This window comes from Segeticoccus sp., assembly GCF_035708005.1.
Genome location: NZ_DASSTI010000043.1, coordinates 16,316 through 31,938 on the forward strand (window position 1 = coordinate 16,316; position 15,623 = coordinate 31,938).

General features: G+C 70.9%; 12 protein-coding genes. All 12 read left to right on the top strand.

Annotation, left to right across the window (positions count from 1 at the left end; all coding sequences use genetic code 11):
• The first annotated feature begins 49 nt into the window (after nucleotides 1-49).
• The 12 genes from dnaE (at nucleotide 50) to VFL99_RS05215 (ending at nucleotide 15,620) form a co-directional block, all read left to right on the top strand.
• A complete protein-coding gene (gene dnaE / locus VFL99_RS05160; protein WP_325105265.1) occupies nucleotides 50-3,613 on the top strand; it encodes a DNA polymerase III subunit alpha in 3,564 nt (1,187 codons plus the stop codon).
• A gap of 15 nt (nucleotides 3,614-3,628) precedes the next feature.
• On the top strand, nucleotides 3,629-4,252 hold the full coding sequence (locus VFL99_RS05165; protein WP_325105266.1) for a nucleotidyltransferase family protein: 624 nt from the start codon (nucleotides 3,629-3,631) through the stop codon (nucleotides 4,250-4,252).
• Between the two features lie 78 nt (nucleotides 4,253-4,330).
• On the top strand, nucleotides 4,331-5,260 hold the full coding sequence (locus VFL99_RS05170) for an AAA family ATPase (RefSeq protein WP_414713719.1): 930 nt from the start codon (nucleotides 4,331-4,333) through the stop codon (nucleotides 5,258-5,260).
• A gap of 1 nt (nucleotide 5,261) precedes the next feature.
• A complete protein-coding gene (locus VFL99_RS05175) occupies nucleotides 5,262-6,380 on the top strand; it encodes a vWA domain-containing protein (protein ID WP_325105268.1) in 1,119 nt (372 codons plus the stop codon).
• Nucleotides 6,373-7,500: an XdhC family protein gene (locus VFL99_RS05180; RefSeq protein WP_325105269.1), complete on the top strand. Its 1,128-nt coding sequence runs from the start codon at nucleotides 6,373-6,375 to the stop codon at nucleotides 7,498-7,500. Before VFL99_RS05175 ends, VFL99_RS05180 begins: the two co-directional genes overlap by 8 nt.
• Nucleotides 7,501-7,673: 173 nt before the next feature.
• Nucleotides 7,674-8,147: a (2Fe-2S)-binding protein gene (locus VFL99_RS05185; RefSeq protein WP_325105270.1), complete on the top strand. Its 474-nt coding sequence runs from the start codon at nucleotides 7,674-7,676 to the stop codon at nucleotides 8,145-8,147.
• Nucleotides 8,144-10,594 carry a xanthine dehydrogenase family protein molybdopterin-binding subunit gene (locus VFL99_RS05190; RefSeq protein WP_325105271.1) on the top strand — a complete coding sequence of 817 codons (2,451 nt, stop codon included), beginning with the start codon at nucleotides 8,144-8,146 and terminating at the stop codon, nucleotides 10,592-10,594. The genes VFL99_RS05185 and VFL99_RS05190 overlap by 4 nt, the downstream gene beginning before the upstream one ends.
• Nucleotides 10,591-11,442, top strand: coding sequence for an FAD binding domain-containing protein (locus VFL99_RS05195; protein ID WP_325105272.1), 852 nt, complete (start codon nucleotides 10,591-10,593; stop codon nucleotides 11,440-11,442). Before VFL99_RS05190 ends, VFL99_RS05195 begins: the two co-directional genes overlap by 4 nt.
• Nucleotides 11,443-11,471: 29 nt before the next feature.
• Complete coding sequence (locus VFL99_RS05200) at nucleotides 11,472-12,242, top strand: SRPBCC family protein (RefSeq protein ID WP_325105273.1); 771 nt, start codon at nucleotides 11,472-11,474, stop codon at nucleotides 12,240-12,242.
• Between the two features lie 187 nt (nucleotides 12,243-12,429).
• Nucleotides 12,430-13,740: an ABC transporter substrate-binding protein gene (locus VFL99_RS05205; protein WP_325105274.1), complete on the top strand. Its 1,311-nt coding sequence runs from the start codon at nucleotides 12,430-12,432 to the stop codon at nucleotides 13,738-13,740.
• Between the two features lie 19 nt (nucleotides 13,741-13,759).
• Nucleotides 13,760-14,731, top strand: a complete 972-nt coding sequence (locus VFL99_RS05210; protein WP_325105275.1) for a carbohydrate ABC transporter permease — start codon at nucleotides 13,760-13,762, stop codon at nucleotides 14,729-14,731.
• Nucleotide 14,732: 1 nt separating this feature from the next.
• Nucleotides 14,733-15,620: a carbohydrate ABC transporter permease gene (locus VFL99_RS05215; protein WP_325105276.1), complete on the top strand. Its 888-nt coding sequence runs from the start codon at nucleotides 14,733-14,735 to the stop codon at nucleotides 15,618-15,620.
• Nucleotides 15,621-15,623: the final 3 nt, after the last annotated feature.

Below are 15,623 nucleotides of genomic sequence, written 5' to 3' on the forward strand. Positions count from 1 at the left end.
AGGCAGGTCAGGTAGTCCAGTGAGTTCCGGGAAGGGTTGAGCGCCACCGATGTCGGCTGGGTCGTCCGCAGACGGGTTCGTGCACCTGCACGTGCACACCGAGTACTCCATGCTCGACGGCGCCGCCCGGCTGACCGACATGTTCGAACGCACCGGCGAGCTCGGCATGGACGCGATCGCCATGACCGACCACGGCAACGTGTTCGGGGCCTACGACTTCTGGTCCAAGGCCACGGCTGCCGGCATCAAGCCGATCATCGGCATGGAGGCCTACTTCACGCCCAACACCAGTCGCTTCGACAAGAAGCGGGTGCGGTGGAACGACGGCGGCGACGACGACGTCTCCGGGTCGGGGGCCTACACCCACATGACCCTGCTCTCGGAGTCCACCGCGGGCATGCACAACCTCTTCCGGCTGTCCTCGCGGGCCTCGCTGGAGGGCTACTTCTACCAGCCGCGGGCCGACCGGGAGCTGCTCGCGGAGTACTCCGACGGCCTGATCGGCACCACCGGCTGCCCCTCGGGCGAGGTGCAGACCTGGCTGCGCATCGGGGACTACGCCAAGGCGCGGGAGGCGGCGGGGGACTTCCAGGACATCCTCGGCAGGGACAACTACTTCCTCGAGCTGATGGACCACGGGCTCTCCATCGAGAACCGTGTCCGCGACGGACTGCTGCGCCTCAGCAAGGACCTCGGCATCCCGCCGATCGCCACCAACGACTCCCACTACGTGCTGCGCGAGGACGCGCCCTCCCACGAGCACCTGCTGTGCGTCTCCAGCGGCAGCACCATGGCGGACCCGAAGCGGTTCAAGTTCGGTGGCGACGGCTACTACATCAAGTCGCCCCAGGAGATGCGCGAGCTGTGGGCGGTCCGCAACGGGCTGCCGGAGGCCTGTGACAACACCCTGCTGATCGCCGAGCGCTGCGAGGTCGAGTTCACCGAGGGCACCGGCTCCTACATGCCGCGCTTCCCGGTGCCCGAGGGCGAGACCGAGGAGACCTGGTTCGTCAAGGAGGTCGAGAAGGGGCTGCGCTACCGCTACCCCGAGGGCATCCCCGACGACGTCCGCCGCCAGGCCGACTTCGAGATCGGCGTGATCACCCAGATGGGCTTCCCCGGCTACTTCCTCGTGGTGGCCGACTTCATCAACTGGGCCAAGGACCACGGCATCCGCGTGGGCCCCGGCCGTGGCTCGGGTGCCGGGTCGATGTGCGCCTACGCGATGCGCATCACCGACCTCGACCCCCTCCAGCACGGTCTGATCTTCGAGCGCTTCCTCAACCCCGACCGCGTCTCGATGCCCGACTTCGACATCGACTTCGACGAGCGCCGGCGCGGCGAGGTCATCCGCTACGTCACCGAGAAGTACGGCGACGACCGGGTCTCGATGATCGTCACCTACGGCACCATCAAGGCCAAGCAGGCGGTCAAGGACTCCTCGCGGATCCTCGGCTACCCCTTCGCCATGGGTGACCGGATCACCAAGGCCATGCCGGCCCCGGTGATGGGCAAGGACGTCCCGCTCAAGGAGCTGTTCAACCCCGAGCACGGCCGCTACGGCGAGGGCGGCGAGTTCCGGTCGCTCTACGACGGCGACGTCGACGTCAAGACCGTGGTCGACACCGCGATCGGGCTCGAGGGGCTCAAGCGCCAGTGGGGCGTGCACGCCGCCGGCGTGATCATGTCGAGCGCGCCGCTCCTCGACGTCATCCCGATCATGCGGCGGCCGGCCGACGGTGCGGTGATCACGCAGTTCGACTACCCGACCTGCGAGAAGCTCGGCCTGATCAAGATGGACTTCCTCGGGCTGCGCAACCTGACCGTCCTCGACGACGCGCTGATCAACATCGCCAACAACCGCGACGAGAAGGTCGTGCTCGAGGAGCTGCCGCTCGACGACCCCGCGACGTACGCCCTGCTCCAGCGCGGCGACACGCTGGGCGTCTTCCAGCTCGACGGCGGGCCGATGCGTGCCCTGCTGCGCAGCATGCAGCCCGACAGCTTCGAGGACATCTCCGCGGTCGGCGCGCTCTACCGCCCCGGGCCGATGGGCGCGGACTCCCACAACAAGTACGCCCGCCGCAAGACCGGGCGCGAGCCGGTGGAGCCGATCCACCCCGAGCTCGCCGAAGCCCTGGAGGACGTGCTCGGCGAGACCTACGGCCTGATCGTCTACCAGGAGCAGGTCATGGCGATCGCCCAGAAGCTCGCGGGCTACAGCCTCGGACAGGCGGACCTGCTGCGGCGGGCGATGGGCAAGAAGAAGAAGTCCGAGCTCGACAAGCAGTTCGAGCGGTTCAGCGCGGGCATGGTCGAGCGCGGCTACTCGATGGGTGCGGTGAACACCCTCTGGGAGATCCTGGTTCCGTTCTCCGACTACGCCTTCAACAAGGCGCACTCGGCCGCCTACGGGCTGGTGTCCTACTGGACGGCCTACCTCAAGGCGAACTATCCCGCCGAGTACATGGCGGCGCTGCTCACCAGTGTGCGCGACGACAAGGACAAGTCGGCGCTCTACCTCAACGAGTGCCGGCACATGGGCATCAAGGTGCTGCCGCCCGATGTCAACGAGTCGGTCGCCAACTTCGCCGCCGTGGGCACCGACATCCGGTTCGGCCTGGCCGCGATCCGCAACGTCGGGCGCAACGTGGTCGACGCGATCATCGCCGCGCGCGAGCAGAAGGGGCGGTTCGCCTCCTTCGAGGACTTCCTGCGCAAGTGCCCGGCCGTGGTGTGCAACAAGCGGACCATCGAGTCCCTCATCAAGGCCGGGGCCTTCGATGACCTGCAGCACACCCGGCAGGGCCTGGTGCACGTGCACGAGGCCTACGTCGACGCGCTCGTGGACGAGAAGCGACAGGAGGCCATCGGGCAGGACTCGCTGTTCTCCGGCTTCGGCTTCGGGGGAGGCGACGACGATGCCGCGCAGCCGGCCGGGTCGCTCATCGCGATGCCGCCCATCCCGTCGATCGAGTGGGACAAGCAGACGCTGCTGGCCTTCGAGCGCGAGATGCTCGGCCTCTATGTCTCCGACCACCCGCTGTTCGGCATCGAGCACGTCCTGGCCCAGCACGCCGACACCTCGATCGCCTCGCTGATGGCCGAGGACGGCAAGCCCGACGGTGCCGTGGTGACGATCGCCGGCCTGATCACCGGACTGCAGATCAAGCGGACCAAGAAGGGCGACCTGTGGGCCATCGCCACCGTCGAGGACCTCGACGGAGCCATTGAGTGCCTCTTCTTCCCCTCCACCTACATGACCGTGTCCACGATGCTCGGCCACGACGTCGTGTGTGCGGTCAAGGGTCGGGTGTCCCGCCGGGACGACACCCCCTCGATCTTCGCCTCCGACCTGACGCTGCCCGACATCAAGGAGGGGCCACGCGGACCCGTCGTCGTCTCCATGCCGCTGGCCCGGGCGACCAACGGCGTCGCCGAGAAGCTCAAGACGGTCCTCGGCGACCACCCCGGCGTGACCGAGGTGCGGGTGCGCCTGGTCCAGCCCGGCCGGTCGGTGGTGATGAGGCTCGACGACTCGCTGCGCGTGACCGCCTCGCCCGCCCTGTTCGGCGACCTCAAGGCGCTGCTCGGGCCCGCGTGCCTCAGCTGAGACGGTGCTGAGCCGATGACGCCGCCCGGCCGCGCGAGGGCTGCCCCGCGCGTGGCCGGCATACTGCTCGCGGCCGGGGCGGGACGGCGGATGGGCGAACCCAAGGCACTCGTCCGCGACGACCACGGGACACCGTGGTTGCTGCGCACGCTGCGGGCCCTGCACGACGGGGGAGTGCCGGACGTGACGGTGGTCCTCGGCGCCGCGGTCGCCGAGGCGCGGCAGCTGCTGGCCGCCGCGGAGGTGCAGGCGCGCAGCGTGACCGCCACCGACTGGAGCGAAGGCATGGGCGCGTCGCTGCGCCGCGGCCTGCAGGCGCTCGATGGGCAGGCCGACACCGACGCCGCGCTGGTCATGCTCGTGGACCTGCCCGACGTGGGGCCCGACGTCGTCGCCCGGGTGCTCGCTGCCGCCGAGCAGGCGGTCGCAGAGGGTGCGCCGGCACGGCAGCTGCTGCTGCGGGCACGTTATGCCGGCCGGCCGGGGCACCCGGTGCTGCTCGGCCGCGCGCACTGGGCCGGCGTCGCGGCGCTGGCGCAGGGCGACCGTGGCGCCCGCGCCTACCTGACCGCCCACGCGGCGGCAGACATCGAGTGCGGGGACCTCGCGACCGGGCGGGACGTCGACCGAGCTCCCTGAACCGGCGCACCACCACCGCAACTCGGACGACGGCGGAGCCGCGGGCCGAGCGCCCCGGACGCGTGCGATGCTGAGGGGGTGGACCCCGTGAGCTCCCGCTCGGACCTTGCCGACCGCCTCGCCGGCACCGGCTACCTCGCCGACGAGGGCCTGGTCACGGTGTCCTACCTCGCGCTGCAGATGCACCGACCGCTGCTCGTCGAGGGGGAGCCCGGCACGGGCAAGACCGCGCTCGCCCAGGCGCTGGCCGAAGGGCTGGACATCCCGCTGATCCGGCTGCAGTGCTACGAGGGCATCGACGCCAGCCAGGCGCTCTACGACTGGGACTTCCCCCGCCAGATCCTGCACCTGCGCACCGTCGAGGCGACCCGGTCCACCGGCCACACCCGCGAGCCCGACGAGGACCTCACCACCCGGCACGAGCCCGGCCTCGACGTCGAGGAGGTCGAACGGTCCCTCTTCGACGAGCGCTACCTCCTCGCCCGACCGGTGCTGCGGGCACTGCGGGAGAGCCCGGCCGTGCTGCTCGTCGACGAGATCGACCGCGCCGACGACGAATTCGAGGCCTTCCTGCTCGAGGTGCTCTCCACCGGGCAGGTGACGATCCCCGAGCTCGGGACCGTGACGGCACGCACGCCACCGGTGGTGGTGCTCACCTCCAACCGCACCCGCGACCTGGCGGACGCGCTGAAACGCCGCTGCCTCTACCACTGGCTCGAGCACCCCACCCTCGAGCGGGAGGTGCAGATCGTGCGCTCGCGACTGCCGGAGGTGTCGCTGCGGCTCGCCGAGCAGGTGGCCTCCGCCGTCCAACGGATACGCGGCGAAGCCGACCTGCTCAAGGCTCCCGGGGTCGCCGAGACCCTCGACTGGGCCCAGGCCCTGACCGCGCTCGAGTGCGCGGACCTCACCCCGCAGGTGGCGGCGGCCACCCTCGGCACGGTGCTGAAGTACCGCGAGGACACCGACCGCGTGCTCCAGCGGATGGACCGCGTGCTGGCGGTGTGAGGTGGCCGTCACCGGTGTCCGCGCCCAGGCCGACCGCCTCCTCATCGCCTTCGCCGAGGCGCTCCGCGCCGAGGGTATGCCGGTCGACGCCGGCCGCACGCAGAGTTTCCTGACCGCGGTGGCCGCCTTGGACGCGGGTATGCCGGGTGCCATCCGCTGGGCGGCGCGCGCCACCTTGTGCAGCGGGCCGGAGGACCTCGGCACGCTGGAGCAGGTCTACCGGCACTGGTTCGAGCCGGAGCCGGCCGAGCCGGGTCCCCGCCGACCGCGTCGCTCGGTGACGGTGCGGCGGGCAGCGCTCGAGGATGCCGGCCCGACCGGCTCGCCGACGGCCGGGCAGGTGCCGGTCGCCGCCGTGGCCAGCGCCGTCGAACGGCTCCGGCACCGGGACGTGGCCACCCTGGGTCCCGAGGAACGCGCCGAGCTGGCCCGGTTGCTGGCCGCCCTGCACCCGCGCGCGCCGCAGCGGCAACGGCCCCGCACCGGCCCGGCACGTCGGGGAGTGGTGGATGCCCGGGCCACCCTGCGGGCCCAGTTGCGCCACGCCGGGGAGCCCAGTCGCCTGCGGCACCGCCACCGCACCACGCGGCCGCGCCGTCTGGTGCTGCTCGTCGACGTCTCCGGGTCGATGGCGCCGTATGCCGACAGCCTGCTGCGCGTGGCCCACGTCGTCGTGCAGCAGGTCGGCAGCGGGGTCGAGGTGTTCACCCTCGGCACCCGGCTGACGCGGGTGACCGACGCGATGCGACAGCGCCACGCGGCCGATGCCGTGAACCGCGCCGGTGAGGCGGTGCCCGACTGGTCCGGGGGGACCCGGCTCGGCGAGACCCTCAAGGCCTTCTGCGACCTGTGGGGACAGCGAGGGATGGCGCGCGGTGCGGTCGTCGTCCTGGCCAGCGACGGCTGGGAACGGGGTGACCCCGCGCTGCTCGGCGAGCAGGTGCAGCGGCTCTCCCGGCTCGCGCACCGCCTGGTCTGGGTCAACCCGCACGCCGGCAAGTCGGGGTACCAGCCGGTGCAGGGGGGCATGGTGGCGGCACTGCCCTTCGTCGACGACTTCCTGGCGGGGCACAGCCTCGCCACCTACGCGCATCTCCTGGAGGTGGTGGCTCGTGCGTGACGTGCTCGATGACCTGCTCGCCCGGTGGCGCTCGGGGGAGCCTGCGGCCGTCGGCACGGTGGTGGCGACGTGGTCGTCCGCGCCGCGGCAACCGGGCGCCGCCATGGTGGTGGCGGCCGACGGCAGCGTTGCGGGCAGTGTGTCCGGCGGCTGCGTGGAGGGCGCGGTCTACGAGCTGGGGCAGGAGGTGCTCGCCTCCGGCAGCTCGGTCCTGCAGCGCTACGGCGTGAGCGACGAGGACGCGTTCGCCGTGGGGCTCACCTGCGGGGGCATCATCGACGTCTTCGTGGAGCGGGTGGACCACCAGGCCTTTCCCGACCTCGATGACGTGGCGGCCGACATCGCCGCGGGCCGCCCGGTCGCGGTCGCCACGGTCATCGCCCACCCCGACCCCCACCGCATCGGGGCGCGGATGACACTGCGCCCGGGCGACCCGCCAGTGGTCTCCGGCAGCATCGGCTCCTCCCGCGCCGACGCCGCGGTCACGGACGACGGACTCGGCCTGCTGGCCGCCGGACGCACCGAGACCCTCGAGTACGGTCCCGACGGGGAGCGCCGCGGCGAGGGGATGCGCGTGTTCGTGCAGTCCTTCGCGCCGCCGCCGCGGATGATCGTTTTCGGGGCGATCGACTTCGCCGCGGCCGTGGCCCGGATCGGGTCCTTCCTCGGCTACCACGTGACGGTGTGCGACGCGCGCCCGGTGTTCGCGACCGCGACCCGCTTCCCGTCCGCCGACGAGGTCGTCGTGGAGTGGCCCCACCGCTACCTGGCCCGGGAGGCGGAGGCGGGGCGGGTCGACGAGCGCACCGCGCTGTGCGTGCTGACCCACGACCCGAAGTTCGACGTGCCCCTGCTCGAGGTGGCGCTGCGCCTGCCTGCGGTGGGCTACATCGGGGCGATGGGTTCGCGGCGCACCCACGAGGACCGGCTGGCCCGGCTCCGCGAGTCCGGGGTCACCGAGGAGGAGATCGCGCGGATGTCGAGCCCCATTGGTTTGGACCTCGGGGGACGGACCCCGGAGGAGACCGCCGTCAGCGTGGCTGCCGAGATCATCGCCCTGCGGTGGGGTGGTGCGGGGGAGCGGCTGACCCGCACCGAGGGGCCCATGCACCACCACTGACGCGCCCATTCACGCGCCACTGACGCGCCCAATCACGCGCCACTGACGCGCCCGGACCTCGCTGCTCTTGGGCCGTTTTCGACAATGATCCTTGCCGAAGTGGGTGCGGGCAGGCAGGATCGCAGACAGGATCGGGGGCAGGTCAAGGCAGTGCCACACGAGCGGAGGTCGGAATGGCCCGGGTCAGCGTCACGGTCGATGGAACGCGCTACAGCGACGAGGTGGAGCCGCGGACGCTCCTCGTGCAGTACCTGCGAGATACCTTGGGCAAGACGGGCACGCTCGTCGGGTGCGACACCACGAACTGCGGCGCCTGCACGGTGCTGATGGACGGGCGCAGCGTCAAGTCGTGCACCGTCCTCGCGGTCCAGGCCGACGGTCACGAGGTGACCACGATCGAGGGCCTGGGGAACGGCGAGCTGCACCCCGTGCAGCAGGCCTTCCACGAGTGCCACGCCCTGCAGTGCGGCTACTGCACACCGGGCATGATCATGTCCAGCGTCGACCTGCTAAGCAGGAACCCGCACCCCGACGAGCAGCAGATCCGCGAGGGGCTCGAGGGCAACCTGTGCCGGTGCACGGGCTACCAGAACATCGTCGCCGCGGTGCGACAAGCGGCCGAGACGAGCGCGGAGGTGGGGGCGTGACCACCTTGGAGCAGACGACCACCACGGCCGAGCGCGAGATCGGCAAGTCCCGGCGACGCAAGGAGGATGCCCGCCTCATCACCGGGCGGTCGCGCTACACGGACAGCATCCGCCTGCCGGGCATGCTGCACCTGGGCATGGTGCGCAGCCCCCTCGCCCACGCGCGCATCACCCACCTCGACGTCGAGGAGGCGCGCTCGGCGCCCGGCGTCATGGCCGTCTACACGGGGGCCGACTTCCAGGACGACCACACGGGCGTGCCGAACGCCTGGCCGGTCACGCCGGACCAGAAGGCGCCGCACCACCCCGCCGTGGCGATCGAGGAGGTCTTCTTCTCCGGCGAGATCGTCGCCGTGGTCGTGGCCCGCAGTGCCGCCGAGGCCCGCGACGCCATCGAGCTCGTCGACGTCGACTACGACGAGCTCCCGGTCGTGCTCGACCTGGAGCACGCTGCCGCGGGGGAGCCGTTCGTCCACGAGGAGCTGGGCACCAACATCTCCGCCACCTGGGTGTTCGACTCCGCCACCGCGGGCACCGGCGGCAAGGTCGACGAGGCGATCGAGGCGGCCCGTCGCGACGGCGTCGTCGTCGAGCGCACCCTGCGCCAGCAGCGGCTGATCCCGGCCTACATGGAGCCTCGGTCAACCGTGGTCGACCCCACGGGCGAGCAGATCACCCTCTGGTCGGCCACCCAGATCCCGCACGTGCTGCGCACCATGCTCTCGCTCAGCTGCAACGTGCCGGAGAGCAAGCTGCGCGTCGTCGCACCGGACGTCGGTGGCGGCTTCGGCGGCAAGCTCGCGGTCACACCCGAGGAGATCGTGACGCTGCTGGTGGCCCGCCGGCTGCGCAAGCCGGTGAAGTACACCGAGACCCGGTCCGAGTCCATGCTCGCGGCCCACCACGGGCGCGACCAGGTGCAGCGGCTGACCATCGCCGCCACCAAGGATGGCACCGTCACCGGCCTCAAGGTCGACCTGCTGGCCAACATGGGTGCCTACCTCGGCCTGCTCACCTCGGGCGTGCCGATCCTCGGCGGGTTCATGTACAACGCGATCTACAAGTTCCCCGCCTACCAGTTCACCTGCCACAACGTGTTCACCAACATGGTGCACACCGACGCCTACCGCGGGGCCGGACGACCGGAGGCCACCTTCGCCATCGAGCGGATGATGGACGAGCTGGCCACCGAGCTGCAGATGGACCCGATCGAGCTGCGCCGGCGCAACTGGATCCGGCACGAGGAGTTCCCGTTCACCACCGTGGCCGGGCTCGAGTACGACTCCGGCAACTACGAGGCCGCCACCGACAAGGCGCTGCAGCTGTTCGGCTACGACGAGCTGCGCGCCGAGCAGCAGCGACGCCGCGAGTCGCACGACCCGGTCCAGCTCGGCATCGGGGTGTCCACCTACACCGAGATGTGCGGACTGGCGCCGTCACGGGTGCTCGGGGCGCTCGACTACGCCGCCGGCGGCTGGGAGCACGCCAGCGTCCGCATGCTCGCCACGGGCAAGGTCGAGGTCGTCACCGGCATCAGCCCGCACGGGCAGGGCCACGTCACCTCCCAGAGCCAGATCGTGGCCGACAAGCTCGGGGTGCCCTTCGAGGACGTCGAGGTCCTGCACGGTGACACCCAGGTCGCGGCGAAGGGCATGGACACCTACGGGTCCCGGTCGCTGACCGTCGGCGGCATCGCCGTCGCCCGGGCCGCCGACAAGGTGGTCGAGAAGGCCAAGGCAGTGGCCGCGCACCTGCTCGAGGCCAACGTCGACGACCTCGACTTCGAGGCCGGCCGGTTCAGCGTGCGCGGCACCGACCAGGGCATGAGCATCGGCGAGGTCGCCTTCGCGGCCTTCACCGCCCACGACCTGCCGGAGGGGATGGAACCCAGCCTCGACGCCGACTCCACCTTCGACCCGGTCAACTTCTCCTTCCCGCACGGCACCCACCTCGTCGCGATGGAGGTCGACACCGAGACGGGAGCGGTGAAGGTCCGCACGTACGTCTGCGTGGACGACATCGGCAACGTCATCAACCCGCTGCTCGCGGAGGGACAGGTGCACGGCGGGCTGGCACAGGGCATCGCCCAGGCCCTCTTCGAGGAAGCCGTGTATGACGACCACGGCACCTTGGTCTCCGGTTCCTTCGTGGACTACCTCGTGCCGGGCGCCCCGGACCTGCCCTCCTACACGACGGACCGCACGGAGACGCCGGCGACCTCGAACGAGCTGGGCGTCAAGGGCGTCGGTGAGGCGGGGACGATCGCCTCCACCCCGGCGATCGTCAACGGGATCCTCGACGCGATCCGCCACCTGGGCGTCCAGGACGTCACCATGCCGTGCACGCCATACCGGGTGTGGACGGCCTTGCAGGGCGGGGACACCCGCACTCCTGCCGCACCGTCCAACGAACAGTCCGTCGCCGGTCAGGAAGGTGGACAGGCATGATTCCCGCACCCTTCGAGTACCACGCACCGACCACGCTGGAGGAGGCGCTGCAGCTGCTCGCCGAGTCCGACGACGCGAAGGTGCTCGCCGGCGGCCAGAGCCTGCTGCCCGTGCTGAAGCTCCGGCTCGCAGCGCCGGAGGTGGTCGTCGACCTCGCCAAGATCTCCCAGTTGCAGGGGATCCGGGAAGAGGGCGACCACATCGTGGTCGGTGCGATGACGCCGCACTACGTCGTGGCGGACGACCCGACGGTCAACCAGCACGCGCTGCTGTTGGCCGAGGCGACCCGCACGGTGGCCGACCCCCAGGTGCGCCACCGCGGGACGCTCGGGGGAGCCCTGGTCCACGCCGACCCGGCTGGTGACCTGCTGGCGCCGGCGCTCTCGCTGGAGGCGGAGCTCGTGATCGCGGGACAGGGCGGCGCCACCCGGACCGTTCCCGCAGCGGACTTCTTCGAGGACCTGTTCACCACCGCTGTGGGAGAGGACGAGATCCTCACGGAGGTACGCATCCCCAAGCACACCGGCTGGGGTGCGCACTACGAGAAGTTCACCCGCGTGGCCCAGCAGTGGTCCATCGTGGCGGTCGCGGCGACGGTGCGCAGCGAGGGCGGCACGGTCGCCGAGGCCCGCGTCTCGCTGACGAACATGGGCTCGACCCCGGTGCGCTGCACCGCCGTCGAGGAGGCGCTGGTCGGCATGTCGGCCGACTCGGACCGGCTGCGCGAGGTGTGTGCCGCCGCAGGAGAGGGCACCACGCCACCGGACGACACCAACGGTGACGCCGCCTACCGACGCCACCTCGCCGGAGTGCTCACCGGCCGGGCGGTACGCGCGGCCCTCGCCTGACCCGTTACCGACCCCGGAGGAGCCTGCCCGTGGAACTGGACCACCACTTCACCGTGCCCGCCTCGATCGACGCGACGTGGACGGCGTTCAACGACCTCGAGGGCGTCGCCGGCTGCTTTCCCGGTGCCAGCCTGACCAGCGTCGAGGGCGACGAGTTCACCGGCACCGTCAAGATCAAGCTGGGCCCGATCTCGTTGCAGTACAAGGGATCGGGGACCTTTCGCGAGCGGGACGAGGCGGCGCACCGGGCGGTCGTCGAGGCCAGGGGCAAGGACCGGCGCGGTAACGGCACCGCGAGCGCCACCCTCACGATGACGCTGAGCGAGTCGGGCCCGGAGAGCACCGAGGTCGACGTACACACCGACCTCGCGGTGACGGGCAAGCCGGCCCAGTTCGGCCGGGGCGTCATGCAAGAGGTCTCCGACAAGCTGCTGGCGTCCTTCGCCGACTGCCTCGCGGGACGGCTGGGTGAGCAGCCGGCCACCGCGGGGGCAGCGACCGGCGATGTGCCGGAAGCCGCGACTGCGGCGGCCACGCCGGCACCGACGGCCTCCGACACGGCAGCCACGGCGCCCCCGACGGACCAGCCCTCGGCGCCGGCCCCGGCAGCACCGGCGCCCGCGCCACCGGTGACCACCCCGAGCTCGCCGGCGCGGACGCCCTCGCCCGGCACGGACGAGCTCGACCTGGGCGGCACGGTGCTGCCGGTGCTGGCGCGGCACTACGGCCCCCACCTGCTGTCGGCACTCGGCGGCGCCGTCGTCGCCCTCCTCCTGCGTCGGGTCCTTCGCCGACGCTGACGCCCCTGCCGCCGGGTCCTCCGCCGACGCTGACGTCCTGCCGTCGGGTCCTCCGCCGACCTTGGCACGTGCCCGCCTCGTGCGACGGGAGTGTCTGACGGGACCCCTGTGGCGGGTGGGCGTACTGTTCACTCGCGGGCCGCCGTGGTGACGGTCCCAGCAGTGCGGTTGGACCGGAGGTGGACAGATGGCTGAGCAGACTCGCGGCGGGCTCGACCGGCGCACGTTCCTGGCACTGGGCGGCGGCCTGGCCGCCGCATCGGCCTTGGCGGCGTGCGGCAGCAACACCGGTCGGGGGCCGAGCGCCGGCGGCAGCACCGCCGCAGCCTCGAGCAGCGGCGGGGGCAGCACCGTCGCGCTCAGCCAGTGGTACCACCAGTACGGCGAGAAGGGCACCGAGCAGGCGGTCAAGCGCTACGCCTCGGACTACCAGCAGGCCGACGTCTCGGTGCAGTGGATCCCGGGCGACTACGACAAGAAGTCCGCCTCCGCGCTGCTCACCAACAAGGGCCCGGACGTGTTCGAGTACGGCAACGGCCCGAGCATCGACATGATCACCGGCAAGCAGGTCGTGCCGCTCGGGGACCTGCTCGGCGATGCCCGCTCGGACTTCACCCCCTCGCTCCTGCAGCGCATGACCTACCAGGGGAAGCTCTGGGGCATCCCGCAGGTGACCGACATGCAGCTGCTGGTCTACCGCAAGTCCATGCTCAAGAAGGCCGGGGTGCAGCCGCCGAAGACGCTAGACGACCTGCTGACGGCCGCCAAGGCCCTGACGACCGACAAGGTCAAGGGCCTGTTCGTGGGCAACGACGGCGGCGTGGGGGTGCTGGGCGGCCCGATCCTCTGGGCGACCGGCCACGACTACCTCACCCAGGACAACCAGCCGGACTTCGCCGCAGCCGAGGTCTATGACGGCCTGAAGAAGCTGCACACGCTCTTCACCAGCGGCTCGCTGCTGCTCGGCGCCCCCGCCGACTGGTCCGACCCGTCGGCGATCATCCAGGGCCTGACCGCGATGCAGTGGACCGGCCTGTGGACCTTCCCGCAGCTCAAGGACGCGCTCGGCGACGACTTCGACGTGCTGCCCTTCCCGGCGGCACCCGGCGGCTCCCCGTCGGTGCCGGTGGGCGCCTACGCCTCCTGCGTGAGCGCGAAGAGCCCGCACGTCGACGCGGCCAAGGCGTTCGTGAAGTGGCTCTGGGTCGACCAGACCGACAAGCAGCTCGACTGGGCCCAGAGCTACGGCTTCCACATCCCGGCGCGCAAGAGCCTCATCGAGCAGGCGGACGACCTCAAGTCGGGCTCGGCGGCCAAGGCTGCGCACATGGTCAACGACGTCGGCCACGCCCAGACGCCGCTGCTGTGGACGCCCGCCTCGTCGACGGCCTACTCCGACGCGCTCAACAAGATCATCCGCAGCGGAGCAGACCCTGCGAGCCAGCTCGCCGCGGTCACGAAGACCGTGCGGCAAGAGCTCAAGCGCGTCTCCGCCTGAGCCTCCTCGCGACGGAAGGATGTCGGTCTCCAGCACGACGACCCGGGAGGTGAGCGGTCGGCATACCGGCCGTTCAGGGAGGCGACGGTCCGCTGCCGCCCGCGCCCGGCACGTGTGGTTCTGGGTGTTCGTCGGGCCCTTCCTGCTCGGCCTGGTCGTCTTCGTCTACGTGCCGATCGGCTGGAGCCTGTTCCTCAGCTTCTTCAACGCGCACAACACCGTCACCCCGACGGACTTCGTCGGGCTGCAGAACTACGCCAACATGCTGGGGGACCCGGCCTTTCGGCGCAGCCTGTGGACCTTCGTGCTGTTCGCCGTGTTCATCGTGCCGACGACGTTCGCCCTCGCCCTGGGCCTCGCCGTGCTCGTGCACCGCACGGCCCGGGCGAAGGCCTTCTTCCGGTCGGTGTTCTTCCTGCCCACGGCGTGCTCCTACGTGGTGGCGGCGCTGGTCTGGAAGATGTCGATCTTCTCCGGGGTGCGCTTCGGGCTGGCCAACACGATCCTCGGGTGGGTCGGCATGGACCCCATCGCCTGGCTGTCGGTGCCGGACCCGCCGTGGTACTGGGTCGTCATCGTGACGGTCCGGCTGTGGCTGCAGATCGGGTTCTACCTGGTGCTGTTCCTCGCCGGCCTGCAACGGATCTCGCCGAGCCTGTACGAAGCCGCCGCGCTGGACGGTGCCGTGGGCTGGAAGGCGTTCCGGCACATCACCCTGCCGCAGCTGCGCACCACCTCCACCGCGGTCCTGCTCTTGTTGCTGGTCAACGCCTTTCAGGCCTTCGACGAGTTCTACAACCTGCTCTCGAGCACCGGGCAGTACCCGCCCTATGCCCGGCCGCCGCTGGTCTACCTCTACTACAAGGCGCTCGGACAGGGGCAGGACTTCGGCAACGGCAGCGCCGGCGCGATGATCCTCACGCTGCTCATCGCGGGGTTCGCCCTGCTGCAAGGGCGGTTGACCGGCATCGGCCGGAGGGAGGCGGACTGACGTGGGCCAGGTTGCCGCATCCGAGGGCACCGCGCACCGCCGTATGCCGGTGCGCCGCAAGCGCCGTGCCCCCGTCGCCACGGCCCTGCGCTACGTGGTGCTCGTGCTGGCGGCCGTGGTCTTCCTCGTGCCGTTCTACCTGTTGCTGCGCAACGCCCTGTCCACCGACGCCGACATCACCTCGCCGAACTGGACCTTCTTCCCGACCACGTTGCACTGGGAGAACTTCGCCGAGCTGTTCCGCGACTCGAGCGTCCCGATGGCGCGCAGCCTGGTCAACTCGGTCGTCATCTCGGTGACGCAGACGCTGGGCGTGCTGCTGCTGTCCGGCCTGGCCGGCTACGGACTGGCGCGGATCCACGTCCGCTACGCCAACGCGGTGTTCTACGCCGTCATGGGGACCCTGCTCATCCCGGCGGCGATCACCTTCGTGCCGAGTTTCGTCCTGGTCTCGACGCTCGGCTGGGTCTCCACGCTGCGTGGCCTGATCATCCCCGGGCTGTTCCAGGGGCTGGCGACGTTCCTGTTCCGGCAGTACTTCCTCGGCTTCCCCCAGGAGCTGGAGGAGGCGGCGATGATCGACGGCTGTGGCTACTGGCGCACGTTCTGGCGCATCGTCGTGCCGAACTCCGGCGGCTTCGTCGCCGCCATCGGGACGATCACCTTCATCGCCAGCTGGAACGCCTTCCTGTGGCCGCTGGTCATTGCCCAGGACGCCTCGAGCTGGACGGTGCAGATCTCGCTGTCCACGTTCCTCACCGCTCAGACGGTGAACCTGCACGAGCTGTTCACCGCGGCGATCGTGTCGATCGCGCCGCTGCTGGTGATGTTCCTGTTCCTGCAGCGGTGGATCATCGCCGGGGTGGAGCGCAGCGGCATCAACGAGTGAGGC

Bases quoted from the DNA above. Each gene is read 5' to 3' on its own strand.
- dnaE (WP_325105265.1), top strand. From the start codon at position 50: ATGTCGGCTGGGTCGTCCGCAGACGGGTTCGTGCACCTGCACGTGCAC.
- VFL99_RS05165 (WP_325105266.1), top strand. From the start codon at position 3,629: ATGACGCCGCCCGGCCGCGCGAGGGCTGCCCCGCGCGTGGCCGGCATA.
- VFL99_RS05185 (WP_325105270.1), top strand. From the start codon at position 7,674: ATGGCCCGGGTCAGCGTCACGGTCGATGGAACGCGCTACAGCGACGAG.
- VFL99_RS05195 (WP_325105272.1), top strand. From the start codon at position 10,591: ATGATTCCCGCACCCTTCGAGTACCACGCACCGACCACGCTGGAGGAG.
- VFL99_RS05205 (WP_325105274.1), top strand. From the start codon at position 12,430: ATGGCTGAGCAGACTCGCGGCGGGCTCGACCGGCGCACGTTCCTGGCA.
- VFL99_RS05210 (WP_325105275.1), top strand. From the start codon at position 13,760: ATGTCGGTCTCCAGCACGACGACCCGGGAGGTGAGCGGTCGGCATACC.